Raw genomic sequence first — 25774 nt, forward strand, 5'->3', positions numbered from 1 at the left:
GGGTGTAGCTCCAATTGGCAGAGCAGCGGATTCCAAATCCGCGTGTTGGGAGTTCGAATCTCTCCACCCCTGCCATACTCTGAAGCCTCAGCAGTAATGCTGGGGCTTTTTTGCATCTGAAGAAAAGAGAAGCTGACTAGTTGGAAGAGTTGTCGACTCCTCTGATACCAAAGTATCGGGGGATTGAAAGCTCATATCTCCGGGATATTGGTCCACTTCACCTATCCCCCATGTTCATAAGCTCTGGCTTAGGTCAGGGGCTCTTTTATTTCTAACGAATATGTCTTTTATTCCTAACGTATAGTTCCGATGTCAGGTGTATGTTTATCCAACGAATATGGCATACCTTTGCTTCAGGTAGATTTATTTTCTAGTAATGTAATTACTAAATGTTGATGTATCGCTTTGTTCTTTCTGGTTTACCTTCGAATTTCATAACACTTTTTCTTCGTTATCGAGCACATCTGATTCACAATTTATTGAAAGGTTAGTGGTTACATTGACTTGGATGATTACTGACTTGGTTCCTGTTATCATCATGCATTAATGCTAATAATTAGGAAGTAAGTTTATGCCACATTTTCGATTCCGTGCTGTAGAGCCACAAGCTGTTCAGGCATTATCAAAACCCCTTACGGATGAACTTCAGCCTCTAATGGACTGTCCGCGTGAGGATTTTACTTTTGAGTATATCTACACTACGTTTTTCAATGAGGGTGAGGTGAGTGCTGCATATCCTTTTGTCGAAGTGCTTTGGTTCGACCGTGGCCAGGAAGTGCAAGATGAAGTTGCCAAGCTTATTACGCAACAAGTGCGCGGTATCGCTGGTGCCGATATTGATGTTGCAGTTATCTTTTCCGCCTTATCTCCTAAAGCTTATTACGATAATGGCGAACACTACTAAAGGTTAAAGGCTATGAGGCTGAGTTTCATTGTAACTTTGGGTTTATGTTTCTCAGCTTCAGTATGTTCTACTCCTTGGGAGTCTGCGGTTAATCCTACCCGAAACTCTTCCTCCTCTATTGGTAGTTATGCTAACGGTTGTTTAGATGGTGCATTACCCTTGCCTCTCGATGGCGTTGGTTATCAAGTCTTACGTAGTAAAACGAAGCGCTACTATGGGCACCCTAAAACGATAGAGTTTATTGAAAATCTGGCGCTTAAAGCTCATCAAAATCTCAACACCACTCTGCTAATTGGTGATTTATCTTTACCTAGAGGTGGAAGGTTCTCCTCTGGTCATTCTAGTCATCAAACCGGGTTAGATATCGATATCTGGTTAAGACTTGCTGACCAACCGCTTTCTTATAACGAATTACAACTTCCTAAGCCCATGAGTGTGGTGGATTTAAAAGGTTATTCCATACTTAATCATCGCTGGGAAGAACGGCACTTTAAGCTAATTCGGTACGCTTCAAAAAGTAAGGATGTTGCACGAATTTTTGTACATCCTGTTATTAAGGAGCAACTTTGCTTGCAAGAAAACGGCAAAGATCGTTCTTGGTTACGTAAAGTACGTCCATGGTGGGGGCATCATTACCACTTTCACGTCAGGTTGTCTTGTCCTGATTCGAGCGACTATTGTGTTGATCAAGCACCACCTCCAGTAGGCGATGGCTGCGGTGTTGAGCTCGCAAGTTGGGCCCCGAAAGCGAAACCTATTGATACCCCTCCACGAGTAAAAACAACCTCTAAGCCCAAACGAAAAAAAGTCGTTCCACCTCAATGCTTGCCGCTTATCAATCCTAATTAGTGTTACTCTCCAGGTTTATCTGTACTTGGTGATCTCTTTTATGAAACTGGAGAAACATCATACTTTTGTCTACATTGAATAATACCAATACAAAAACTAACCCAATTAGTTTTGGGGACATATTATAGAAATCTAAATTAAACAAAGAGTTGTAGTATGGGTAAGTTGTAACTTCTTTGTTTAGAAAAAGATCTTTCGTCACGATACTCTGGTTTCTTAGCAATATGTCTGTCAGTTGGCTAAAAAGCGATAACAACGCAGACAAGTGTGTAAGACAGGGATATGCCCTTTTCCTGTTAGAAGAGTAAATCAAGGACAAAACCATGACTATGATTTGTGCAAAAGAATTTGCAGAGTGGTTAAGACACAGATTTAGCAGTGATACTAAAGGAGTCTCTTTGACTCGAGAGGATGTGAATCACCTGACTGGGCGTCAACGCCTTGATCCGGGTTTTGTTAATGATGTGCATTATGAGCTGATGCAATATGGGATGGCTTTCGTTACTGATACGAGCCGAGAAAACTTTTATTTAATACCTGTTTCTCAAGCGGAGAATTGGCGTGAGAGACTAGAGTATCATTTTGAAAAAGAGCTATTCTGCAATATTATCCCTATTGAAAAATCAGGTTGAGAAAAGGTTCAACTTTGATGTCAAAGTTGAACCTAATTGCTCTTATGCTAACCCTTGAATAATCACGAATTTTTCAAGCAACTGCTCTTCAGTTTCGACATGGTTCGGATCAGTGATTATGCATTTTGTAATTGGACACACTGACTGACAGGTCGGCTTTTCGTAATGCCCCTTACACTCTGTACATAGCGCTGGATCAATTTCGAAAATGCTCTCTCCCATACTGATTGCCCCATTGGGGCATTCGGGATCACACATGTCGCAGTTAATGCATTTATCAGTAATGAGCAAGGCCATGGTTACTTACCAGTCGGGTTACGGGTGTCCTGCCCTGAGTTTAGATTACGCATTAATAGGCCATATTCTAAATCTAGCTCTGCTGGTACTGGAATGAATACAAAGTGACCGTTTCCTTTCGCGTCTTCAATAGACTCTGATTTGCGGTTTTCCATTGCCTCTAGCGTGAAAACAATATTGCCTTTTGGCGTCATTAGTTCAAGGCTATCACCGACAAGAAACTTATTTTTTACTTCTACTTCAGCCATGTCACCACGACGTTTGCCAGTGAATTCACCAACAAACTGTTGAGCATCAGAGACTGAGTAACCATAATCGTAGTTTTGGTAAGTATCGTGTGTATGACGGCGTAGGAAGCCTTCAGTGTAGCCACGGTGAGCTAGGCTTTCTAGTGTACCCATTAGGCTTTCATCGAATGGTCGACCTGCTACAGCATCATCAATTGCTTTACGATAAACTTGAGCGGTACGTGCGCAGTAGTAGAACGATTTAGTACGACCTTCAATTTTCAATGAGTGAACACCCATCTTAGTTAAGCGTTCAACGTGCTGAACCGCTCGTAGGTCTTTAGAGTTCATGATGTAAGTACCATGCTCATCTTCGTAAGCCGCCATTTTTTCTTCTGGACGGTGCGCTTCAGAAAGCAGAACGACTTCATCTGTTGGTTTGCCGCGACCAATTGTGGTTTCAGGGCGCTCGTCTTGTACTTCGACAGGCTGTGCTTCAGTCGGGTCGAATTTCTCTACGATATCACCAGCGTCGTTTTCTTTACCCTCTTCAACTTTGTATTCCCAGCGGCATGCGTTAGTGCAAGTGCCTTGGTTAGGGTCACGTTTGTTGATATAGCCAGAAAGTAGGCAACGACCAGAGTAAGCCATGCATAATGCACCGTGAACGAATACTTCAAGCTCAGTTTCAGGGCAATGCTCACGAATTTCTTCGATTTCTTCTAGAGATAGCTCGCGAGAAACGATCACACGCTCCACGCCATTCGCTGCCCAGAACTTAACGGTCGCCCAGTTTACAGCGTTCGCTTGTACAGAAAGGTGAATTGGCATTTCTGGGAAAGCTTCACGAACCATCATAATTAGGCCTGGATCTGACATGATCAATGCGTCAGGACCCATCTCTACGATTGGCTTAAGATCACGGATGAACGTTTTTAGCTTCGAGTTGTGTGGTTGAATGTTACATACCACATAAAGCTTTTTGCCTAGGGCGTGGGCTTCATCGATACCGATTTTTAGGTTCTCGTGGTTAAACTCGTTGTTACGTACGCGAAGGCTGTAGCGAGGTTGGCCAGCGTAAACTGCATCTGCCCCGTAGGCGAATGCGTAACGCATGTTTTTCAGGCTGCCCGCTGGAGATAGTAGCTCAGGCACGAATGCTTTCTCAGTTGTCATTGCTCAATTCTCTTTTATCTGATCACAAGTCAGGCCAATTCCACCTAATGGAAATGGGGCGCAAATTTTACGTCAAAATGTGAACTGTGACTAGGGTAATTGTGCTTCAGATAGAAAAACGCCCTCAAAAAAAGTGAGGGCGTTATGGTTAACCTTTATACAAAATTAAGCGTTAGGATTCGGTAAGCCGCCTAGCGCATCGTATAGGTTGGGAAGGAAAGCACTGAACTCTCCACACATTAGAGAGAAGTCTGCATCAAATCGAGCTGCTTGATCTTCACGTGGAATATCATCGTTTTGATCTTTCAATTCATCAGAGAATTTTAGACGTTTGATGCCTGCATCTTCCGTCATAATGAACTCAATACGATCTTGCCAATTAAGCGCAAGTTTCGTCACGACTTTATCCGCAGCGATGTGGTTGCGGATTTCATCAGTGGTTAGCTCTTGCTTCTTACAGCGAATCACACCACCTTCTTCAAGTACGGATTTTAGCTCAGCTTCGTCCATCATGCTGATACCTTGAGGTGTGTCACCGCTTTTCACCCACTCGGTTAGCGTAGTTTCAATCGCCACTTCTGGAATAGCAGGAACAACAGGTAAACTACCCATGGTTTTACGAAGCAATGCTAATACATCTTCTGCTTTTTTATAGCTGCTTGCATCAACAAGGATAAAACCTTCTTTTGGCATGATGAGCACGTGAGTGTGGCTGCTGCGGCTGAATGCGCGCGGCAGTAAATCCATTACGATGTCATCTTTCAGATTGTCTTTCTCTTTCTTCTTCAGAGGACGACCTTCTTGCGCTTCCATTGCTTCTACTTTTGCATTCAATGATTCTTTGATCACAGAGGCAGGTAGCATTTTCTCTTCTTTCTTGGCGCAAATCAGAATGCGGTTTTCTGACACGTGAGTCATCATATCGCCATGTCTACCCATTGCACTGACCCAGCCAAATTTCTGTTTGTCTTGACTGCCACACGGGGTGAATCGGAATTCAGACAGCTGAGTTTCTAGTTGTTCGGCGTTAAAAGTAACCTCGCGGTTAACGCGGTATACCAGACAGTTTTTAAACCACATAAATCTTCTCTAGGCTTGATGACAAGGGACTAATCATAGGGAATTTTTGTGCTGATGTCTTAATAGAAATGAAAAATATCCGAATGAACCTCAAAAGAAAGTTATATGAAAATTTGTTTTCAAAGGTCACAAAAGTGTCATAATTGGTAGTGATAATGCTTATGCATAGAGAGGCGCTTTGTCTCTTAAATTCATTAGCTCAACGAACATAAGGTTACTCAATTATGTCTAGAAGGATTCTGGTTGTTGAAGACGAAGCTCCTATTCGCGAAATGCTGTGCTTCGTACTTGAGCAGAAAGGTTACCAAGCGGTAGAAGCGGAAGATTATGATACTGCAGTAACCAAACTGGCTGAACCCTTCCCTGATTTAGTTTTACTGGATTGGATGTTACCAGGCGGTAGTGGCATTAACTTCATCAAACATATGAAGCGAGAGGAATTAACGCGCAACATTCCAGTTGTGATGCTTACCGCTCGTGGTGAAGAAGAAGATAAAGTGCGCGGTTTAGAAGTCGGTGCGGATGACTACATTACTAAGCCATTCTCTCCTAAAGAGTTGGTTGCACGCTTAAAAGCGGTGATTCGTCGCGTTACTCCGACTGCACTAGAAGATGTAATTGATGTACAGGGATTAAAGCTTGACCCTGTATCGCACCGTGTTACGGCTAATGATGCGCCATTAGACATGGGTCCAACAGAATTTAAGATGCTTCATTTTTTCATGACGCATCAAGAACGCGTATACAGCCGTGAGCAGCTATTAAACAATGTTTGGGGCACTAACGTGTATGTCGAAGACCGTACGGTCGATGTTCACATTCGCCGCCTGCGTAAAGCATTGGAAGCTGCAGGGCATGATAAGCTGATCCAAACTGTTCGTGGTGCTGGATACCGCTTCTCGACGAAGGCATAAATTAACACGCAGCTTATCGGTACCATTTCTGGAGTTATGAGTGGTTGAAAGATTAACGTGGAAAAAGCTGGCCTGGGAGCTGGCTTTTTTTTACACCCCATGGGTGATAGTAGGTTGGATATTCGGTTATATGCCGTGGTTGCTTTTGGCTGCTACGGCATTGCAGCTTGTGTGGCATTTGCATAACCAAGTACGTTTATCTTCTTGGTTATGGGATGAAAAACGCCTCACGCCACCATCTGGTAGCGGTAACTGGGAATCTTTGTTCAATGGGTTGTATCGCTTACAACAGCGCCAACGCCGCAAACGAAAAGAGCTTACTAATCTTATTCGTCGATTCCGAAATGGTGCAGAATCGCTACCCGATGCGGTAGTGGTATTCCGTGCTGAAGGTAATATTGTTTGGTGCAACAAGCTGGCTCAGCACTTACTGGGCTTTCATTGGCCAGAAGATTCAGGTCAACCTATCTCCAATCTCATTCGTACACCTGATTTTATCAAGTACCTCAACAAGAAAGACTTTTCAGAGCCATTAGAAATGCGTTCACCACTCAATGTCGAACGCATGCTAGAACTACGTATCGTACCGTATACCGAAGGTGAACATTTGATGGTGGTGCGTGATGTTAGCCAGTTAAAACAACTTGAGGGAATGCGTCGCAACTTCTTTGCCAACGTATCTCATGAACTGCGTACACCAATGACGGTGCTACAAGGTTATCTTGAGATGACAGAAGACCCTGATATGGTCGTGGGTCCAATGTGGAGCAAAGCTCATGGTGTCATGACGGAGCAGCTTAACCGCATGAACAGTTTGGTGAACCAACTACTGACACTATCTAAAATTGAAGCGGCACCTATGCATGAGCTTGAGGAAGTCGTGAATGTGCCCGCGATGCTTGAAGTGTTAGAAAAAGAGGCGGTTAGCCTTAGTGGGGACAACCAACATAAATTGAAATTTGATGTTGATGCAAGCCTACGCGTGTTGGGCGATGATGACCAGTTACGTAGTGCTATCTCTAACCTCGTTTATAACGCCGTCAAATACACACCACCTGGTGCGAACATTAATGTTCGTTGGTTCCAGACCTCTCAAGGCGCATGCTTAGAGGTGGAAGATAGCGGTGATGGTATTGAACCTCAGCACCTACACCGACTTACCGAGCGTTTTTATCGAGTAGATAAAGCAAGATCACGTGATACTGGAGGAAGTGGTTTAGGGCTAGCCATTGTAAAACACGCGCTGAGTCACCATGACTCTCATTTAGAAATTCACAGTGAAGTAGGCGTGGGCAGTAAGTTTTCTTTCGTATTGCCTGAGCGTTTGGTGGTGAAATAATGGCGTTACGATTGGCAAAAACATTCAGTTTATTCGCGCTTGTTTGTTCCTGTATGGCTGGCGCTCAAGATAAACCATTGCCGAGTTATCATAAAACGACGGGGATTGTCGGGAACTTGCTCTCTGTTGGCTCCGATACACTTGCGGGTATGACAACGCTTTGGGTTGAAGAGTTTAAATCCATTTACCCGAATATTAATGCGCAAGTCCAAGCATCTGGCTCTTCTACTGCCCCTCCAGCATTGACCGAACAAACAGCTCAGTTTGGTCCCATGAGCCGCCCTATGCGTTTAAGAGAGGTTGAAGCGTTTGAACGTGAACATGGCTACAAGCCAACGGCGCTTAGGGTAGCCATCGATGCAATCGGTATTTTTGTTCATCAAGATAATCCAATTCAAGGTCTTAACTTTAGTCAATTAGATGCTTTGTTTTCTGCCACGCTACGCTGTGGTGAAAGTCAATTTGTCACAAACTGGCAGCAACTCGGTCTTGAATCACAGTGGGCAAAGCGAAACGTACAGTTGTTTGGTCGTAACTCCGTTTCTGGAACTTATGGTTACTTCAAAAGTAATGCCTTGTGTGGCGGCGATTTCAAGACCCGAGTTAACGAGCAGCCAGGCTCCGCGTCAGTTGTGCAAGCTGTAGCGTCAACCATCAGTGGAATTGGTTATTCCGGTGTCGGTTATCGAGTGGCAGGTGTGCGCTTAGTCCCTGTGGCTAAAATGGGAAATGACTACGTGACTCCAACGCGAGAACATATTGTTAGTGGTAAGTACCCACTATCACGTTACTTATATGTTTACGTGAATAAGCACCCTGATTACCCATTAACACCAATTGAAGCTGAATTTATTCGCTTTATCTTTTCTGCTCAGGGACAAGCGTTGGTTGAGAAAGATGGTTATGTGCCCATTACGGCAGACTTTGCAGAAGAAGAGTTAAAAAAAGTCGGCCTGTAAGCCGACTTTTTATTTAGGTATGGGCAGTACGAGATCAGAAAGTGAGTGTCCACTTCGCGCTGTCCCAACGTTCTTGTTCTTCCTGTAAATCCGCGTGAAGTAATTTATTGTTTTCTAGCCATGCTTCATCTGTGCATGTGAGAATCCATTCGTCATTTTTGATAGATAAGGTGATATCAGGCAATGGATCTTCATTACGCTGCCCATTTAATACGATAGAAAGTCGTAATATTTTGATGAGGCTTATAACGTCACTCTGTTTATAGAGGTTGAAATCTGGTAGTTCTTGCAATTTGAGCGCTTTACGCTGGAAGCGAGCCAATGTTGCAAGCACTAATTGCTGCTCACGGTTGAAGCCTTGTAGGGTGGAGTGCAACAGAATATAAAAAGAGTGGCGATGGAAACTACGCAAGTTGATACTTAATCCGACTTCATGAAGCAACGCTGCCCACTCTAGTAAGTCAAATAATTCACTCTTTTTCTTAATGCCTAGTTCAGAGCGTACCTGACATAACATCTCACGTGCATGCCCCTTAACACGAGCGGCATGCTCTAAGTCGACTCGGTGCTTGTTGGCTAAATTTTCTGTGGTGCGCATGCGAATATCGGAGCGTGCAAAACGCTCTTCCATTTCGTACAACAGGCCTTCGCGTAGAGCACCATCGGAGAAAAACATTTGCTCAATGCGAAGCGCTTTGAAAATCGCGGACAAAATCGCTACGCCTGCTGCGAATACGGGTTTACGTTCTTCTGTTAGACCCGCCAGCTCAATATCTTCAATGGAATCAAATTTACACAGAGTTTCGATAAGTGTATCCAGTCGACTCGCTGTGATCAGGCCATCTTCAAAACCTAATCCTACTAGCACTTCTTGAATCGCTTTGATGGTTCCTGATGAGCCGAGAGCAATATCCCAGCCCTTTTTACGATATGTTGAAGCGATGGACTCGAGTTTTTGTTCGGCCGCTAACATCGCCTTGCTGAAGTTTTTTCCTGACAGTTTGCCGTTTTTAAAGTATTGCTCTGTAAAACTGACGCATCCCATCTGTTTACTGTTGAGAAGCTCAGGCTCAAATTCTTGTCCAATAATCATCTCGGTACTGCCGCCTCCGATATCGATGACTAGTTTGGAGTTGGATTCTACTTGAGTGTGCGCGACGCCTAAGTAAATCAGGCGGGCTTCTTCTTCTCCGGGGATAATTTCTATTGGGAAAGGCATCACTTCTTTCGCACGCTCGATGAAAAGGTGGGCATTTTTAGCGCGTCTTAGTGTGTGTGTGGCGGCGATACGTACATTTGACTCATCAAGCCCTTGCAACCTTTCAGCGAACATGGCTAAGCATTCTAGCGCACGCTCCATTGCGGCGTGACTTAAGTTCAATTCACTGTCGAGTCCTGATGCTAAGCGAACACGTTGTTTATGACGACTAACCAGTTGTAGGTCACTGCCGACAACTTTGGCCACCACCATATGGAAACTGTTTGAGCCGAGGTCTATCGCGGCAATGTAGCGAGTATCTTGTTCAAGTATTTGAGGCATCTGAATTTTGTTTTCTAGTTTGCTTTTCTATATTTTTAAGATAGTCATAGATAGCGATTTGAGAGCGAACTTTTTTGCGATTACCTCGTGGTACGTAAGCGTTACTCATTTCTTTATCTATTAAACGAGCCTTTACTGTATCGGTAAAATGGATATTCGTTATATCAATAATTCTCTGTTTCAAACGTGGATCACGGACTGGTACTGCTACCTCGATACGGTGATCAATATTTCTTGTCATCCAGTCTGCGGAGGAGATATAAACTTGCGGATCGCCATCATTGTGGGTGATCACCACGCGAGGGTGCTCAAGAAAGCGGTCAACAATACTTATGATGCGAATATTGTCGCTGATCCCCTCAATGCCCGGTACTAATGAGCACATGCCTCGAATTATCATGTTTATTTTTACACCGGAAGTACTTGCTCCATAAAGCTTATTGACGATGCCTTTATCGACTAGGTTATTGACCTTGATCGTAAGAGCGGCTTTTTTCCCTAGCTTGGCATTCGCAATTTCATTATCGATTAAGCGGTAGATTTGGGTTCGAGAATTACGAGGAGATACCATAAGGTGATTGAACTTCACTGGTCGGTATGGATTCTCAATGTAACCGAAGACATTACGGACTTCATTAGTGATTTCTTGATCTGCCGTAAGCAGGGAGAAGTCGGTATAAATTCGTGCCGTCTTCTCATGGAAGTTGCCTGTGCCGATGTGTGCGTAGCGAATAATTTCTTCACCTTCGCGGCGGCTAATCATCAGTAGCTTTGAGTGAATCTTAAGACCAGGCGCACCAAAGATGACGTGCACACCCGCTTCGGTTAATACTTTTGACCATTCGATATTGGCTTCTTCATCAAAGCGAGCTTGCAGTTCGACGACCACAGTGACATTTTTGCCGTTGTGCACCGCATCAATTAAAGAATTCATCAAGCGAGAATCTTTCGCGACGCGATAAATGTTAATCTTGATACTAAGTACTTTGGGATCGAAGGAGGCTTGGCGCACTAACTCACTAATGTGGTCAAAAGTGTGGTAGGGATAATAGAGCAGAATATCTTTCGCTTTAATCGCGTCAAAGCTGTTGGCATAACCTTCGAAATCGGCACATTTCATTGGCGGGAGAGGTTTATTTTCAAGATACTCTCGTCCAACATTTGGAAAGCCGATGAAGTCTTTAAAGTTGTGATAGCGTCCGCCGGGGATAAGGTTATCGTAGTTAGAGATATTAAGTTTGTTACACAGAAACTCTAACATTTGAGGCGGCATATCGCGTTCGTAGACGAAGCGAACGGGCTTTGCTGTCAGTCGCTGATTGACACCCTCTGACATTTGTTCAAGCAAGCTGTACTCGATTTCATTGCGTAAATCGTATTCAGCGTCACGCGTCATTTTCATCGCATAGCCGCTAAGCTCATCATAATCAAAAAAGCCTTTGAACAGCTCGTCCAAACAGTGGCGGATAATATTATCAAGTAAGATGATGGTTTTTCGACGCTTTCCTTTCTGTTCTGGTACCATCACAAAGCGGGGAAGGTGATCGGTCGGAATTTCGATCAGAGCATACTGGTAATGTTCTTCTTTACGCAGTTCCACGGCGATGTAAGCGTACTCGTCTTTGAGAAATTGCAGAACATCGATCTCGTCTTTCATTAGGAGGGGAGTGATATGCGGCATTACCTCTCTACGGAAGTATTTCGCGATCCACTTTTGTTGCGATTCATCCAGTTGTTGCTCGTTGACCAAGAAAATGCGACGTCGCGCCATTTCTCGAATCAACTCGCTGTAAAGCTCATCAAATTGTTCGTTAAGCTTTAGTGCTTTCGACTGCATTTTGGTTAACAGTCGTTTAGGGCTATCACTGCCACCGCGCTCTTGGCTGATTAGGATTCTGCGCTTCACGTCCGCAAAGCGTACTTTGTAAAATTCATCTAAATTGTTGGAAAAGATCCCAAGAAAGCGAATACGTTCGATCAAAGGGACGGTTTTATCGGCAGCTTCTTGTAATACTCGTTCGTTGAAAGACAACCAACTCAGCTCTTTTTCTATATATAGTTTTTCTGCGCTCATAACCTTACCTAGCCAAAAGTGAAGTATTACGTACTCATCTTGGAAAAATGGATGAGTGAGAACATTATGAGATTTTCATTACAGATTTATTTCATACCACGCATTGCATAAGAGTTGTATTCTTTTCAGGTGTTTAATGTGATCTGTAATATAATTGTCATCTTAACGACATATTCTAGTACTAAGTCAAAAAAGGTAGAGATATAAATGGCACAAGCCGAGTTTTCATTGCAGGAAAAAGATAAGAAACGACTGATAAAAGATCGTTTAGTTCGACTTGCAGTGACATCCGGTGGTGTCGGCGTACTCGCGGCGCTTATTTTGATCTTTGTCTACCTCGCCATGGTGATCATTCCGCTTTTTTCTGATGCGGAGATCAAAACCAACCAAGCCATTCGAGCCACTCATATTGAAACACCACTTGCGATTTCAGTGGATGATTACGCTCAGCTCGCGTTCGTTCTAACCCAAAGTGGTGAGATTCAATATTTGTCGATGGACGATCCTACGAAACCTGCGGTGTATACACAGCAAATCGTCCAGAAACCCGTCGCTTTCTCTCAATCTGCTCCTGGGCTAGGTTGGTATGGATTTGTTGATGGGCAGGGTAAAGCGAACCTTTTCAAGCCAGAATTTAATGCCACATTGAGAGAAAATACACGTTCTCCGGAAGTGATTGAGCTAGACACCAGCATGGATCTGACACTAAGTACGCCTCAAGATCCTGTGACTCAGTTTGTATTTGCAGCTTCGACGCCCTTACCAACGATTGTTTGGCAGAAGCAAAGCGGTGAAGTGAAAGCTCGCTGGCAAGTGGCTTCGTCTTTGGGTACGCCTCCTACAACGATCGATTTTACGTTCTCTTCAGGCTTTAATACGCCTCAGCAAATGTTGTTGACACCTGACGGTGAAACGCTTTATTTGCGCGATGGCTCTGAGTTGATCGTGTTAAAGAAAACCGCACGTAAATTTGCTGTGCGAGAGGTGGTCGATCTCACTCAAGGTGATAAGAAGCATTCCGTTCGTACGATAGACTTATTGGCTGGTGCTTACTCGCTTTTGGTGACGCACAACGATGGTCGGGTGTCGCAATGGTTTGATACGCTGCAAGAAGAAAAACGCACGTTAACGCATATTCGTGATTTTAAATTGGCATCAGAGCTTAAGTATTTGTTGCCGGATTCTCATCGAAAAGGATTTTATAGCTTTTACACCAACGGCACGTTGCAAAGCCATTATACAACCAGTGAAAAACTGGTGTTGTTTAAGCGTGCGTACAATCAAGCGCCCGCAATCGCAGCAATGTCTAACAATGAACGCTACTTAATCACTTGGCAAAATAATGCGTTAAATGTTGCGGAAGTGGACAATGCCTATCCGGAAATTTCATTGTCTTCATTATGGCAAGAAGTGTGGTACGAAGGGTATCCTGAGCCTGAATTTGTGTGGCAATCGACTTCGGCGAGCGATAACTTTGAGGCTAAGTTCAGCCTAGTACCTATTGCGTTTGGAACGATAAAAGCGGCGATGTTTGCGATGCTGTTTTCAGTACCGCTCGCAGTGCTAGGTGCTATTTATACGGCTTACTTTATGTCGCCACGCATGCGTCGTGTAGTAAAACCGTCGATTGAGCTAATGGAAGCACTGCCGACGGTGATCATAGGTTTCCTCGCGGGATTGTGGTTCGCGCCTATTGTCGAAGATCATTTGATTACGATCGTCGTTATGCTGTTTGTTTTGCCCTTGAGCACCATGATTATGGGCGGGCTATGGGCATTAATACCGCAACCTTTGCGGAATCGTCTGCCTAATGGTTGGCATGCTTTAGTGCTCATGCCTGTCATATTGGTACTGATTGGGCTTGGAGTGTGGATTTCGCCTACGATTGAGCAGACGTTCTTTGGTGGCGATATGCGCTTATTCTTAACCGAGCATGGTATTGGTTACGATCAACGCAATGCATTGGTGGTGGGGTTAGCGATGGGGTTTGCTGTTATCCCGACGATTTTTACCATTGCCGAAGATGCCATTTTCTCTGTACCGAAGCATTTATCGGATGGCTCTTTGGCATTAGGGGCCACGCCTTGGCAAACTTTAATCTATGTTGTCTTGCTTACTGCAAGCCCAGGTATTTTTTCTGCCATTATGATGGGCCTGGGACGCGCTGTTGGCGAAACCATGATTGTATTAATGGCAACGGGCAATACGCCATTAATGGATTGGAATATTTTGGAAGGATTGCGCAGCCTGTCGGCGACCATCGCCGTTGAGTTGCCAGAGTCGGAAGTTGGAAGTTCGCATTATCGCCTGCTGTTCCTAGCTGCATTGATTTTATTTGTGTTTACGTTTGCAGTAAACGCGCTTGCGGAGTGGGTTCGTCAGAGACTGAGAGATAAGTACCGTGCGTTGTAATAATGGTTTGAATAAAGAGCGAGTAATAACGTGTTAAATTGGATTCGTTCTGGCGCACCGTGGATATGGCTAACAGGCGGTGCAGTCAGCATCAGTTTGTTGTCGGTATTAGGGTTGTTACTCCTTATCGGCTGGAAAGGCCTGACTTACTTTTGGCCAGCGCCCTTGTATCAGTGGAATGTTGCAGCGCTGACTCCTGTACAAGGTGAAGTGCTACATGAAAATACTATTCTGATTGGTCAAGTGTATGAGCGCAGCTTTGTACCGAAGAGTTATTTGCCTGAAAGCGCAGCACAACAGTTAGAAGACGATGAAGATTTTGCCACGCGACTCAACATCAAAATCGCTAACCGAGAGTTGTATCCCGCCGATTTTATCTCCGTATTGCAAATGCAGTTGGATGAGCCCACGACGCCAAAAGAGTGGGCGGTGATAGAGCGCAGTAGCGGTGGTTATTTCTTTGGTAAGCTGGTGGCGTTTCAAGATGGCGATAATATATACACCAGTGATATTCAATCGATACTAAATAAAAAGCTTGATGATGCAGAAACTCTGCGCCATGAGATTGATTCTTTGGTGGTCGATCAGCTTAAAGAGCTTGGTTGGAAGCTAGAGCAGTTGCGATTAGAAAAGCGCAAGCATGAATTGAATGACACGCTGACAGAAAGCTTCTTAAAGGAAAATCAGACGAAAAAAGAGCAGATAGAAAAAGCGCTTGCGACGTTAGATTTGCAACTTGATGGTTTACGACTTCAGCTCTCTGACTATGCCTTGATTGTCGAGGATATGACGGGGTCACAAGTATCGATTCCGCTCGAAGATATTTTGGACTACTGGTATCCAAACCAAATGTCACTGCCTGATAAAGTCATGCATTGGGGAAAACAGGTTTGGAAGTTTTTATCTGAAGATCCAAGAGAGTCTAACTCCGAAGGAGGCGTGTTCCCTGCGATATTTGGTACGGTTTTCTTAGTACTCATTATGTCGATCATTGTGATGCCACTTGGGGTGATCGCCGCTATCTATCTACATGAATACGCTAAGAATAACGCTCTAACCAGAGTGATTCGTATTGCAGTTATAAACCTAGCGGGTGTTCCATCGATTGTTTATGGCGTGTTTGGTTTAGGCTTCTTCGTTTATACGATAGGTGCCTCTATCGACAACGTATTCTATGCGGAGAAGCTACCGGCACCAACCTTTGGTACGCCGGGTTTGTTATGGTCTGCACTAACTCTTGCCGTGCTGACGCTTCCAGTTGTGATTGTGACTACTGAAGAAGGTTTAACTCGTATTCCGAGCTCAGTACGACATGGTTCTCTGGCGCTTGGTGCAACTCAGTTCGAAACACTATGGCGTGTGGTTTTACCTATGGCGACGCCAGCTATTATCACAGGTTTGATCCTTGCGATTGCACGTGCAGCTGGCGAAGTAGCGCCACTGATGCTGGTGGGGGTCGTGAAATTGGCATCCAGTTTACCGGTTGACGGACAATTCCCTTATGTGCATTTGGATAGAAAGTTCATGCATTTAGGTTTTCACATTTACGATGTTGGCTTTCAAACCTCCAACATCGAAGCGGCGCGACCATTAGTTTATGCTACCTCTTTCTTACTCGTGACAGTGATTGTCGGGCTAAACTTAACAGCAATCAGTATTCGCAATAATTTACGAGAAAAATACAGAACGTTAGGACAAGATTAAGTATGTTTAATTTTGATAGTACATTAGGTTATGAGCCACCATTGGATGTTCATAATTTAACGGATGAACAAACAGCCATCTCAATCGAGAACCTTAATCTGTTCTATGGTCAAACTCAGGCGCTGCATGATATTTCGATGCGAATTCCCAAAGGGCGAGTCACCGCTTTTATCGGTCCTTCAGGGTGTGGAAAGTCGACGTTATTACGTTGCATCAATCGCATGAACGACTTAGTGGAAGGGTGTCGAGTCACAGGTAAAGTGCGTCTCCACGGCAAGAATGTTTATCATCCTAATGTCGATGTTGCGACACTTCGACGCCGAGTGGGGATGGTGTTTCAAAGACCCAATCCATTTCCTAAGTCTATTTATGAAAACGTAGTTTATGGCTTACGCTTACAAGGTGTAAAAAACAGCCGCAGTTTAGATGACGCAGTGGAGCGATCCTTGCGCTCGGCGGCGTTGTGGGATGAGGTAAAAGACCGCTTGCATGAGAACGCATTTGGCTTATCTGGTGGTCAGCAACAGCGCTTGGTCATTGCACGTGCGGTGGCGATTGAGCCGGAAGTCCTGTTATTGGACGAGCCAACATCAGCGTTGGATCCAATCTCAACTTTAACTATTGAAGAGCTTATCAATGAGCTGAAGACTCAATATACTGTCGTTATCGTTACCCATAATATGCAACAAGCGGCGCGAGTGAGTGATCATACTGCATTCATTCATATGGGTAAGTTAATTGAATACTCTGACGCGGATTCGATCTTCACTTCGCCAATGAAGAAACAGACCGAAGATTACATTACGGGTCGCTACGGTTAAGTCGCGACTCTATACGGAATAAGGAACATCATGCACTTTGGACGTCATATTTCAGGACAATTTAACGTAGAGCTAGAATCGATTCGTACTCATGTATTAACCATGGGGGGCTTGGTAGAACAGCAGCTTTCGTATGCTATTCAAGCCTTGCATAAAGAAGACATCGAACTGGCGCGTAAGGTTGTGCGTGACGATCATAAAGTGAATGCGATGGAAGTCTCGATCGATGACGCCTGTACACGCATTATTGCTAAGCGTCAGCCAACGGCAAAAGACTTGCGCTTAATTATGGCTATCATCAAAACGATCACTGATTTAGAACGTATCGGTGACGTGGCGACACGTATTGCTTACGTTGCCATTGAAAGCCCATCATCAAAAGAACGACAATTCCAAGTGTCGTTAGAGCCTCTCTGCCGTCAGGCAATTAATATGCTGCATCAGGTTTTAGACGCGTTTGCCCGTATGGATGTAGAAGCGGCAGCAGAGGTGCACAAACAAGATGACAAACTAGACGCCGAGTATGAAGCGGTGATTCGTCAGTTGATGACTTACATGATGGAAGATCCAAAAAATATCCCTAATATTCTGCAAGTGATGTGGTCTGCACGCGCGATTGAACGCGTGGGGGACCGCTGCCAGAACATCTGTGAATACATTATTTACTTTGTGAAAGGGAAAGATGTACGCCACCTAGGTGATCAAAGTATTGATGACGTACTGAAGTAACTGACTTCAACAAATAGACCAGCTTTTAGGCTGGCCTATTTATTAGAGAGAAGGAAAGCACGTTAATATTTATCAGGAACGAAGGTCTGATCATCAATGGGCGCTCTTACGTAACCTTCTTTATTGAGTTCAGGTAATTCGATGGGTGAGTACTCAAGTGCTTTGTAATCAATCTGGCTTAGTAAATGACTGATACAGTTCAAGCGCGCTTTCTTTTTGTCATCTGAAGGGACGACCCACCAAGGGCAGTTTTTCGTGTCTGTATAGGCAAACATCTTATCTTTTGCTTCCGAATACTCCGCCCAGCGATGACGTGACTCTAAATCCATTGGGCTGAATTTCCAACGTTTGATCGGCGTATTAATTCGACCTAGAAAACGTTTTTCCTGCTCTTCGTCTGAAACCGAAAACCAATACTTAATCAGAATAATCCCAGAGCGTTGCAACATTCTCTCGAATTCAGGGCAAGAGCGTAAAAACTCCTCGTATTCGTCTGGAGTACAGAACCCCATGACTTTTTCGACACCTGCTCGGTTATACCAACTTCGGTCAAATAAAACGATTTCACCAGCAGATGGTAAATGAGCGACGTAACGTTGGAAGTACCATTGCGTTTTTTCTTTTTCGGTCGGTGCAGGCAGAGCCACTACGCGACAAACACGCGGGTTTAGCTTTTCTGTAATTCGCTTTATCACTCCGCCTTTGCCCGCAGCATCACGGCCTTCAAACAGAACAACCACTTTTAACCCTTTGTGTTTGACCCACTCTTGAAGTTTTACGAGCTCAACTTGAAGGTTTTTGAGCTCCTTTTCGTATTCCTTTTTCTTCAATTTAGACATACACCTTTCCTCACTCCTTGATAAACAATATGTTAGCACTCAAAAGCTATGCGCGTGAGGTTACGGTGGTCTATTTGAGAGTTGCTACGACATCGGTTATGGCTTGTGTACTTGTGATGGGGATTAAAAAATCATCGACATCGGATGCGCCCATTTTGCTTTGTTCAGCAACAAAGGTCATTTGGCTAGGGCGTGTGGTTTTGCCTGACAGATGGATTTCAGGAACTTGAGTGTCTTCTACTAACGCACGTACGTTACTCGCATTAACGCCAGCCCCCGCCATGATTGCTATGCGTCCTTGGGCTTGCTTAACCAAAGCTCTAAGCACATCGATCCCTTGTGGTGCTGAAGGCGCAAGACCGGAGGTTAAAATACGTTCACAACCTAAGCTGATCACTTCTTCCAAAGTTTTTTCAGCGTCACGACACTGGTCAAAGGCACGATGGAAGGTCACGCCTAAGCCAAGCGCTTGAGCAAATTCACACAGCGCAGCCGCGTAAGGCATATGAATATCACCGTCTTGAGTGAGCACGCCGAACACGACACCGCTCAAGCCTGATTGGTGAGCCGCTTCAATATCCCAACGCATCATTTCGATCTCTTCTTCATTGTAGAAGAAGTCACCTTGGCGTGGGCGGATCATGGCATAAACTGGAACACTCGAAAGCTTAGCCGCTTGCTGCATAAAACCATAACTGGGTGTTAGTCCGCCTAAAGCCAAAGAGGAGCAAAGTTCAATCCGAGTGGCGCCGCCAGCAATGGCGTAGTGCAGAGATTCAATATTATCAATACAGACTTCTAGGTGAGTAACCACGTTCATTCATCCTGCTAACGTTACAAATAAGTGTTGTGGCTAAGATATTAACAGGGCCAGTAAGCAGAATCTGTATGGAGGAGATGATAAATAGAGGTAAAGTTTACGCTAAAGCGTTACCTCATTTTGGCGGTTTATCTGAAGGAAAAAGAAAGCCCAGAGCAGAGGCTCTGGGCTTTGATAGGACTTTACTTAGACTGATTGGCGTTTGCGGTTTTCCGCATTAGCTTATTGCTTTATATACATCCAACCATCACACCCGTTGAGCTAGGGTGAAGGTCTATTATTTTTTGCCTAGGTCAGCTGCGTGCTCAGATAGGAACGCTGCAACACCTTTTGGAGATGCGTCCATACCTGCTTTACCTTCTTCCCATTGTGCAGGACATACTTCGCCGTGCTTCTGGTGGAAGTTAAGAGCGTCAACCATGCGTAGCATTTCGTCGATGTTACGGCCTAGTGGTAGGTCGTTAACTACTTGGTGACGTACAACGCCTTCTTCGTCGATTAGGAAAGAACCACGGAAAGCAACGCCTGCTTCTGGGTGCTCAACGTCGTAAGCTTTACAGATTTCGTGCTTAACGTCAGCAACTAGTGGGTACTTAACTTGACCGATACCGCCATCTTCGATAGCAGTGTTACGCCATGCGTTGTGAGAGAACTGAGAATCGATAGAAACACCGATTACTTCAACACCTTTAGCTTGGAAGTCAGCTAGACGGTTGTCGAATGCGATTAGCTCAGATGGGCAAACGAAAGTGAAATCTAGTGGGTAGAAGAATACTACTGCTTTCTTACCTTTAGTGAACTCTGCAAAGTTGAAGTTTTCAACGATTTCACCGTTACCTAGAACAGCTGCTGCAGTAAAATCAGGGGCTTGACGACCTACTAGTACCATTTTTTTGCTCCTAAAAAGTATGGTTAGCTCCAAACCGATTCAGTTGTGTCGGTTTGGTTCGTGTTTGTACGAGACAAACTATAGTACAGATTGTAGTATTGAAAAAAGCGAAATAAATAGATTGAGTTAATCGAAAAAAACGATAATAACAAAACTCTTAACTCGATCACTGGAACGGCGGTAGATACAAATACAATTATGAATAAATGGCCCAGTTTGAAGCAGTTACACTATTTAGTCACACTGCATGAAACAAGACATTTTAGTGACGCTGCAGAGCGTTGTTTTGTCAGTCAGTCGACTTTAAGTAAGGGTATTCAAAACTTAGAGGAATTGATAGGTTGTCCCTTATATGAAAAGAAAGATAAGAAAAGTCCACTGGTTTTTACCCAAACAGGAGAAATGGTAGTAAAGCAGGGGCGAGAGCTGTTAGCAAAAGGGCAAGATTTGGTCGAGCTTGGACGTATGTGCCAAGGCGACGATATGCAAGGCCAGCTAAAAGTAGGATGTATACCAACAATTGCTCCGTTTTTACTGTGTGATTTGGTACAAGAGGTGAACTACCGTTTTCCACAACTGAATCTTTTATTAAGAGAAGACACGACGACAAACTTACTTCAAGCGCTCAGACATGGTGAGCTGGATGTGCTTATTTTAGCGTTACCAGTCGAAATTGATGGGATGGAAAGCCGAGTAGTGGGTAAGGATCCGTTTCGAATGGTTATAAGCGCTAATCAAGCCCAATCGGTCCCTGTGCCGATTCGTTACGCGGATTTACCTGACGAATCCGTCTTTCTACTAGAGAAAGAACATTGCTTAACGGAACATGCGGTATCAGCGTGTAAATTAACAGACAAAGAAAAAATCAATCCGTTTACGGCAACCAGCCTCCATACACTGGTGCAAATGGTTGCGAATGGTTTGGGAACAACGTTCATTCCTCAAATGGCTATCGACCATGGCTTGCTGCATAACCAGAATTTAGTCGTGATCGATCCTCCTGGTAAACAAGCTTATCGCGAAATCGGCTTAGTTTGGCGTCCGAGCTCGTCAAGAACGAAAACATTTAATCAACTTGCAGAAGTCGTTTCAGAGCTGCTTTAGCTATTAGTATTAGCCCTTACTTCTCCATTATTTATCTAAAAGCGCACTGGAAACAGTGCGCTTTCTAGTATTTTATTCTGTTGGTAAATTTTGACTTGTAAAATTTTACAGCTCTTCTTTGATGAAGCTTTCATAAAATAGTGAAATTTCACAATGTTAATTTTACACAAAGCCCTGCATACCTTGTTTGACCCCTGTTTAAATACATCTCTTCAGCCCTTGTGAATACAAGGTGTTTGTTTACCAGTCTATATTCATACGCTTGTTTGAAATGATAAAACGACTTTAAATTTAATGTAATTTTATTACGTAATAACTTACAAAATAAGGCGCTTGATAGATGGTTTTTACCTTGCGGAATAAAACTTTGAATTTTCTGTTTTGTTTATATTGGGGGTTTCACTAAACCCCTTGTTGATATAGCTTATTTAAAGGCCGATACGACTTATGTCTAGATTGAAAATACACGTAGCATTACGCAATCTATCGGCATGGCTAGACGAGTTGAACACAAAGTTAAAGGATGTAATTTGTTGTTCATAACTTACAAATGTAGCTTTACGCTGACTGCCCAAGATTGATAAAGCACGTTAAGGATGAATGATTATGCTTGCTCAGACAGAACAAAAAACACAACAACTAAAGCAAACCCAAGGCATGCTTGAGGTGAATGGAGTCGTTGCTCCAGAACATCAAGCAATTTTCCCTGTTGAAGCCCAAACCTTTTTATCTCTACTGTGTGAAAAATTTGCCGGACGTGTTGAACAGTTGCTGGAAGCAAGAGAAGAGAAGCAAGCACGTATTGATGCTGGTGAGCTACCAGATTTTCTACCAGAGACACAAGACATCCGTGAAGGAAGTTGGAAGATCCTAGGAATCCCACAAGATCTGCAAGATCGCCGTGTGGAGATTACCGGACCAACTGACCGCAAGATGGTGATTAACGCACTGAATGCGAATGTAAAAGTGTTCATGGCAGACTTCGAAGATTCAATGTCTCCTGCATGGAGTAAAGTGCTAGATGGTCAAATTAACTTGCGCGATGCTGTTAATGGCACCATCAGTTACACCAATCCTGGCAATGGCAAACATTATCAGCTGGAAGATGACCCAGCGGTGTTGATCTGCCGTGTTCGCGGCCTTCATTTAAAAGAAAAACACGTTACGTGGCACGGTCAGATCATTCCAGGTGCGCTATTCGATTTCGCTCTGTATTTCTATAACAACTACAAAGCGTTACTTCAAAAAGGCAGCGGCCCTTATTTCTACCTTCCAAAACTGCAATCGCATCACGAAGCGAAGTGGTGGAGCGAAGTGTTCCATTTCACGGAAGACTATTTCGGTTTGGATACAGGCACGATCAAAGCGACTGTGCTGATTGAAACCTTACCAGCGGTATTTGAAATGGACGAGATTCTGTTCTCGCTTAAAGAACACATCGTTGGTTTGAACTGTGGTCGCTGGGATTACATCTTTAGCTACATCAAAACATTGAAAAAACACTCAGACCGAGTACTGCCAGATCGCCAAGTGGTAACGATGGACAAGCCATTCTTAAACGCTTACTCGCGATTATTGGTACGTACTTGCCATAAACGAGGTGCTTTCGCGATGGGAGGAATGGCCGCATTTATCCCAGCTAAAGACCCGAAAGAGAATCAAAAAGTATTAGACAAGATCCAGACTGACAAATCGTTAGAAGCTAACAACGGCCACGACGGTACTTGGGTGGCTCATCCAGGTTTGGCTGACACTGCTATGGAAGTCTTTAGTGCTGTGCTGGGTGAACGCACCAACCAGTTGGATGTGAGCCGTGCAGAGGATGCGCCTATTACAGCAGCTGAACTGCTTGAGCCTTGTGAAGGCGAGCGCACTGAAGGCGGAATGCGCCACAATATTCGCGTTGCGCTGCAATACATCGAAGCTTGGATTTCTGGCAATGGTTGTGTGCCGATTTACGGACTGATGGAAGACGCAGCAACGGCAGAAATCTCACGCGCCTCTATCTGGCAATGGATTCAACACGGCAAGTCGCTAGACAACGGATTAAAGGTCACTAAAGAGCTGTTCGAGCTCTATCTCAAAGAGGAGATTGAAGTCGTGAAGCAAGAAATTGGCGAGCAGCGCTACCATGCGGGTCGATTTGAAGAAGCAGCAGACTTAATGGCAAGGCTCACGACGAGCGATGAACTGACCAACTTTTTGACAGTTCCTGGTTATGACTACCTGGATTAATAAAGAATAACTGTAACACCAATAACGTGAAGGATTTTCAAGGCAGATAGGGAAGTACTGCCTGAGAACGGAAACTCAACGCACACGCATAAAGTGCAAATTATAAAGAGGGATAGACCAATGACTAACTTAACTCGCCGCCAACAAATTGAAGCTCTGGAAAAAGACTGGGCAACTAACCCACGCTGGAAAAATGTGAAGCGTACTTACACTGCCGAGGAAGTGGTGGAACTGCGTGGCTCTATGGTGCCTGCAAACACAATTGCACAACGTGGTGCAGACAAACTTTGGTCACTGGTCAACGGTAGTGCGAAAAAAGGTTACGTAAACTGTCTTGGTGCGCTAACGGGTGGTCAAGCCGTTCAACAAGCTAAGGCAGGTATTGAAGCGATCTATCTGTCAGGCTGGCAGGTAGCGGCGGATAACAACACCGCTTCGACGATGTATCCAGACCAATCTCTTTACCCAGTAGATTCTGTACCGTCAGTAGTAAAGCGTATCAACAACTCATTCCGTCGTGCAGACCAAATTCAGTGGGCTGCTGGTAAGACGCCTGAAGATGAAGGTGGTATTGATTACTTCCTACCTATCGTAGCGGATGCTGAAGCGGGCTTTGGTGGTGTGCTTAACGCTTACGAACTAATGAAATCGATGATCGAAGCCGGTGCCGCGGGCGTTCACTTTGAAGACCAGTTAGCATCGGTGAAAAAGTGTGGTCATATGGGGGGTAAGGTATTAGTTCCTACGCAAGAAGCGGTACAAAAGCTCGTTGCAGCTCGTTTGGCTGCTGACGTAGCGGGAACAACAACATTAGTTATTGCTCGTACTGATGCGAATGCGGCGGATCTCATTACTTCAGATTGCGACCCATATGATAAAGACTTTATTGAAGGTGAGCGTACTCAAGAAGGTTTCTACCGCGTTCGCGCGGGTATCGACCAAGCTATCTCTCGCGGTCTGGCTTACGCACCATATGCAGACTTGATTTGGTGTGAAACGGCTACGCCATGTTTGGAAGAAGCACGTAAGTTTGCAGAAGCAATTCACGCTGAATACCCAGATCAATTGTTGGCGTACAACTGCTCGCCTTCATTCAACTGGGAGAAAAACCTAGATGCAGAAACCATTGCTAAGTTCCAACAAGAGCTTGCAGACATGGGCTACAAGTACCAATTCATCACGCTAGCAGGCATTCACAACATGTGGTTCAACATGTTTGAACTGGCACACGCTTACGCTCAAGGTGAAGGTATGCGTCATTATGTTGAGAAAGTTCAGCGTCCTGAATTCCAAGCAGCTGAAAAAGGCTATACGTTTGTTGCGCACCAACAAGAAGTAGGTACAGGTTACTTCGATAGAATGACCAATACTATCCAAGGTGGTAACTCTTCAGTGACAGCATTGACAGGTTCGACCGAAGAAGACCAATTCTAATTGGCAGAGAAACACTTCCTTAATCAGCGTCAGTAATGGCATTTTGAGCGGCAACCCTGCCGCTCTTTTTTCGTTTAACCGGTGTAAAAACGAAACTTACAACAAAGAGAATACGCTTGCGTACTACTCTTCCTGCTCGATTTCTTCAGGTTCCACTTCTTCTTGTAGTTCCAATAAGTTAATCGCAATCGTCACGAAGTCACTATCAGTAATAATGCCGACCAATCGACCTTTGGTGACAACAGGTAGACAGCCAACTTTATGCTTTTGCATATAGATAGCGCTCTCTTTGAGCCCCGCGATAGGCTCTGCCGTCATGATGTTGGTGTGCATCATTTCGTAGAGCGGTGTGTCTAAAGTAAAAGATTGTTCAGCCTCATCTGGGTGCAAGCTCGATTCTTGAGCAGCAAGAATGTCGCGTTGAGTCACCAAGCCTTGTAAGTGGTTATTGGCATCAACAACCGGAATGTGTCGAATATCAAGCGCATCCATCATGCTTTTTGCATCACGCAAGGTGTGCGTGCGCAGTAAGGTATGAGGATTACGAGTCATCATGTCTTCAACCTTGATCATAGAGACCTCCAGCGGCATTGTCCTTCTCTTAAATATAGAGAATATTTTTCTGTATATCTGGGAGCTAACTCGTTTTTCATCAATTAAATAGCACAATGCTGATGGGCTGCGTAATCTGTGTTTTATTGGTGTTTTTATTAATTTGAATAAGTCGGTTTGTGTGCGAGTCAGTTGGCATTTTTAGTTGATATTGAATGTGTTCCCAAGGTAATCCAATGAATTG

At 44.3% G+C, this 25774-nt stretch carries 21 protein-coding genes and 2 pseudogenes; 14 read left to right on the plus strand and 9 right to left on the minus strand.

Features of this window, described 5'->3' with window-relative positions:
* Positions 1–571: 571 nt before the first annotated feature.
* The 3 genes from R7F67_RS19130 to R7F67_RS19140 all read left to right on the plus strand — a co-directional run bounded on the left by R7F67_RS19130 (position 572) and on the right by R7F67_RS19140 (position 2385).
* Positions 572–904, plus strand: a complete 333-nt coding sequence (locus R7F67_RS19130) for a DUF1904 domain-containing protein (protein WP_005381768.1) — start codon at positions 572–574, stop codon at positions 902–904.
* 12 nt (positions 905–916) lie between these two features.
* On the plus strand, positions 917–1753 hold the full coding sequence (gene mepA, locus R7F67_RS19135; protein ID WP_017633932.1) for a penicillin-insensitive murein endopeptidase: 837 nt from the start codon (positions 917–919) through the stop codon (positions 1751–1753).
* Positions 1754–2076: 323 nt separating this feature from the next.
* A complete protein-coding gene (locus R7F67_RS19140) occupies positions 2077–2385 on the plus strand; it encodes a hypothetical protein (protein ID WP_005381765.1) in 309 nt (102 codons plus the stop codon).
* Between the two features lie 42 nt (positions 2386–2427).
* On the opposite strand, the gene R7F67_RS19145 is transcribed toward R7F67_RS19140, so the two are convergent.
* The 3 genes from R7F67_RS19145 to rdgC form a co-directional block, all read right to left on the minus strand.
* Positions 2428–2682, minus strand: coding sequence for a YfhL family 4Fe-4S dicluster ferredoxin (locus R7F67_RS19145; RefSeq protein WP_005381763.1), 255 nt, complete (start codon positions 2680–2682; stop codon positions 2428–2430).
* Positions 2683–2684: 2 nt separating this feature from the next.
* Entirely contained in the window at positions 2685–4085 is a 1401-nt protein-coding gene (yegQ, locus tag R7F67_RS19150; RefSeq protein WP_005381754.1) for a tRNA 5-hydroxyuridine modification protein YegQ, read from the minus strand.
* Between the two features lie 165 nt (positions 4086–4250).
* A complete protein-coding gene (rdgC, locus tag R7F67_RS19155; protein ID WP_005381753.1) occupies positions 4251–5165 on the minus strand; it encodes a recombination-associated protein RdgC in 915 nt (304 codons plus the stop codon).
* Positions 5166–5389: 224 nt separating this feature from the next.
* Between rdgC and phoB the strand changes: the two genes are divergently transcribed.
* Genes phoB through R7F67_RS19170 form a run of 3 tightly spaced genes read left to right on the plus strand, consistent with a single transcriptional unit; the run spans position 5390 to position 8377 of the window.
* A complete protein-coding gene (gene phoB, locus R7F67_RS19160; protein WP_005381752.1) occupies positions 5390–6079 on the plus strand; it encodes a phosphate regulon transcriptional regulator PhoB in 690 nt (229 codons plus the stop codon).
* A 40-nt stretch (positions 6080–6119) separates the two neighbouring features.
* Positions 6120–7418: a phosphate regulon sensor histidine kinase PhoR gene (phoR, locus tag R7F67_RS19165; RefSeq protein WP_005383667.1), complete on the plus strand. Its 1299-nt coding sequence runs from the start codon at positions 6120–6122 to the stop codon at positions 7416–7418.
* Entirely contained in the window at positions 7418–8377 is a 960-nt protein-coding gene (locus R7F67_RS19170; RefSeq protein ID WP_017821959.1) for a PstS family phosphate ABC transporter substrate-binding protein, read from the plus strand. The genes phoR and R7F67_RS19170 overlap by 1 nt, the downstream gene beginning before the upstream one ends.
* A 34-nt stretch (positions 8378–8411) precedes the next feature.
* Here the strand turns inward: R7F67_RS19170 and ppx are convergent, their stop codons facing one another.
* Together ppx and ppk1 are read right to left on the minus strand one after the other, a co-directional pair.
* Positions 8412–9917: an exopolyphosphatase gene (gene ppx, locus R7F67_RS19175; RefSeq protein WP_033905789.1), complete on the minus strand. Its 1506-nt coding sequence runs from the start codon at positions 9915–9917 to the stop codon at positions 8412–8414.
* Positions 9901–11991, minus strand: coding sequence for a polyphosphate kinase 1 (gene ppk1 / locus R7F67_RS19180; protein ID WP_005381748.1), 2091 nt, complete (start codon positions 11989–11991; stop codon positions 9901–9903). The genes ppx and ppk1 overlap by 17 nt, the downstream gene beginning before the upstream one ends.
* 207 nt (positions 11992–12198) lie before the next feature.
* Here ppk1 and R7F67_RS19185 point away from each other — a divergent pair, with 207 nt between their 5' ends.
* The 5 genes and pseudogenes from R7F67_RS19185 (at position 12199) to phoU (ending at position 17657) form a co-directional block, all read left to right on the plus strand.
* Positions 12199–14403 (plus strand): ABC transporter permease subunit, encoded by a 2205-nt coding sequence (locus tag R7F67_RS19185; RefSeq protein ID WP_258476060.1) that lies wholly within the window; start codon positions 12199–12201, stop codon positions 14401–14403.
* A gap of 30 nt (positions 14404–14433) precedes the next feature.
* Positions 14434–14665, plus strand: a pseudogene (locus tag R7F67_RS25175) (phosphate ABC transporter, permease protein PstA); the annotation flags it as partial.
* Positions 14666–14730: 65 nt separating this feature from the next.
* A pseudogene (pstA, locus tag R7F67_RS19190) lies at positions 14731–16107 on the plus strand (phosphate ABC transporter permease PstA); the annotation flags it as partial.
* A 2-nt stretch (positions 16108–16109) separates the two neighbouring features.
* A complete protein-coding gene (gene pstB / locus R7F67_RS19195; protein WP_005381745.1) occupies positions 16110–16928 on the plus strand; it encodes a phosphate ABC transporter ATP-binding protein PstB in 819 nt (272 codons plus the stop codon).
* A 30-nt stretch (positions 16929–16958) separates the two neighbouring features.
* A complete protein-coding gene (gene phoU / locus R7F67_RS19200; protein WP_005381744.1) occupies positions 16959–17657 on the plus strand; it encodes a phosphate signaling complex protein PhoU in 699 nt (232 codons plus the stop codon).
* A 62-nt stretch (positions 17658–17719) separates the two neighbouring features.
* On the opposite strand, the gene ppk2 is transcribed toward phoU, so the two are convergent.
* The 3 genes from ppk2 to R7F67_RS19215 form a co-directional block, all read right to left on the minus strand.
* Positions 17720–18496: a polyphosphate kinase 2 gene (gene ppk2, locus R7F67_RS19205; protein WP_005381743.1), complete on the minus strand. Its 777-nt coding sequence runs from the start codon at positions 18494–18496 to the stop codon at positions 17720–17722.
* A 70-nt stretch (positions 18497–18566) separates the two neighbouring features.
* On the minus strand, positions 18567–19310 hold the full coding sequence (locus tag R7F67_RS19210) for a copper homeostasis protein CutC (RefSeq protein WP_086026665.1): 744 nt from the start codon (positions 19308–19310) through the stop codon (positions 18567–18569).
* Positions 19311–19593: 283 nt separating this feature from the next.
* Entirely contained in the window at positions 19594–20205 is a 612-nt protein-coding gene (locus R7F67_RS19215) for a peroxiredoxin C (protein WP_005381738.1), read from the minus strand.
* A gap of 198 nt (positions 20206–20403) precedes the next feature.
* On the opposite strand from R7F67_RS19215, the gene R7F67_RS19220 reads away from it, so the two are divergent.
* The 3 genes from R7F67_RS19220 (at position 20404) to aceA (ending at position 24978) form a co-directional block, all read left to right on the plus strand.
* A complete protein-coding gene (locus R7F67_RS19220; RefSeq protein WP_005383681.1) occupies positions 20404–21309 on the plus strand; it encodes a hydrogen peroxide-inducible genes activator in 906 nt (301 codons plus the stop codon).
* A 606-nt stretch (positions 21310–21915) separates the two neighbouring features.
* Positions 21916–23544, plus strand: a complete 1629-nt coding sequence (aceB, locus tag R7F67_RS19225) for a malate synthase A (protein ID WP_017820561.1) — start codon at positions 21916–21918, stop codon at positions 23542–23544.
* 120 nt (positions 23545–23664) lie between these two features.
* Entirely contained in the window at positions 23665–24978 is a 1314-nt protein-coding gene (aceA, locus tag R7F67_RS19230) for an isocitrate lyase (protein ID WP_005381733.1), read from the plus strand.
* 123 nt (positions 24979–25101) lie between these two features.
* Here the strand turns inward: aceA and R7F67_RS19235 are convergent, their stop codons facing one another.
* The gene (locus tag R7F67_RS19235; protein ID WP_017820562.1) at positions 25102–25551 is read right to left on the minus strand and encodes a CBS domain-containing protein; all 450 of its coding nucleotides are present in this window, start codon (positions 25549–25551) and stop codon (positions 25102–25104) included.
* Between the last annotated feature and the right edge of the window lie 223 nt (positions 25552–25774).

It is taken from the genome of Vibrio sp. YT-17 (assembly GCF_033337375.1).
GTDB lineage: Bacteria > Pseudomonadota > Gammaproteobacteria > Enterobacterales > Vibrionaceae > Vibrio > Vibrio alginolyticus.

Excerpts from the sequence above, each read along its gene's own strand:
- yegQ (WP_005381754.1), bottom strand. The coding sequence starts at position 4,085 with ATGACAACTGAGAAAGCATTCGTGCCTGAGCTACTATCTCCAGCGGGC.
- phoB (WP_005381752.1), top strand. The coding sequence starts at position 5,390 with ATGTCTAGAAGGATTCTGGTTGTTGAAGACGAAGCTCCTATTCGCGAA.
- pstB (WP_005381745.1), top strand. The coding sequence starts at position 16,110 with ATGTTTAATTTTGATAGTACATTAGGTTATGAGCCACCATTGGATGTT.
- R7F67_RS19140 (WP_005381765.1), top strand. The coding sequence starts at position 2,077 with ATGACTATGATTTGTGCAAAAGAATTTGCAGAGTGGTTAAGACACAGA.
- ppx (WP_033905789.1), bottom strand. The coding sequence starts at position 9,917 with ATGCCTCAAATACTTGAACAAGATACTCGCTACATTGCCGCGATAGAC.
- ppk2 (WP_005381743.1), bottom strand. The coding sequence starts at position 18,496 with ATGTCTAAATTGAAGAAAAAGGAATACGAAAAGGAGCTCAAAAACCTT.
- mepA (WP_017633932.1), top strand. The coding sequence starts at position 917 with ATGAGGCTGAGTTTCATTGTAACTTTGGGTTTATGTTTCTCAGCTTCA.
- R7F67_RS19215 (WP_005381738.1), bottom strand. The coding sequence starts at position 20,205 with ATGGTACTAGTAGGTCGTCAAGCCCCTGATTTTACTGCAGCAGCTGTT.
- R7F67_RS19235 (WP_017820562.1), bottom strand. The coding sequence starts at position 25,551 with ATGATCAAGGTTGAAGACATGATGACTCGTAATCCTCATACCTTACTG.
- R7F67_RS19220 (WP_005383681.1), top strand. The coding sequence starts at position 20,404 with ATGAATAAATGGCCCAGTTTGAAGCAGTTACACTATTTAGTCACACTG.
- R7F67_RS19185 (WP_258476060.1), top strand. The coding sequence starts at position 12,199 with ATGGCACAAGCCGAGTTTTCATTGCAGGAAAAAGATAAGAAACGACTG.
- aceB (WP_017820561.1), top strand. The coding sequence starts at position 21,916 with ATGCTTGCTCAGACAGAACAAAAAACACAACAACTAAAGCAAACCCAA.
- aceA (WP_005381733.1), top strand. The coding sequence starts at position 23,665 with ATGACTAACTTAACTCGCCGCCAACAAATTGAAGCTCTGGAAAAAGAC.
- rdgC (WP_005381753.1), bottom strand. The coding sequence starts at position 5,165 with ATGTGGTTTAAAAACTGTCTGGTATACCGCGTTAACCGCGAGGTTACT.
- phoU (WP_005381744.1), top strand. The coding sequence starts at position 16,959 with ATGCACTTTGGACGTCATATTTCAGGACAATTTAACGTAGAGCTAGAA.
- R7F67_RS19130 (WP_005381768.1), top strand. The coding sequence starts at position 572 with ATGCCACATTTTCGATTCCGTGCTGTAGAGCCACAAGCTGTTCAGGCA.
- R7F67_RS19170 (WP_017821959.1), top strand. The coding sequence starts at position 7,418 with ATGGCGTTACGATTGGCAAAAACATTCAGTTTATTCGCGCTTGTTTGT.
- ppk1 (WP_005381748.1), bottom strand. The coding sequence starts at position 11,991 with ATGAGCGCAGAAAAACTATATATAGAAAAAGAGCTGAGTTGGTTGTCT.
- R7F67_RS19145 (WP_005381763.1), bottom strand. The coding sequence starts at position 2,682 with ATGGCCTTGCTCATTACTGATAAATGCATTAACTGCGACATGTGTGAT.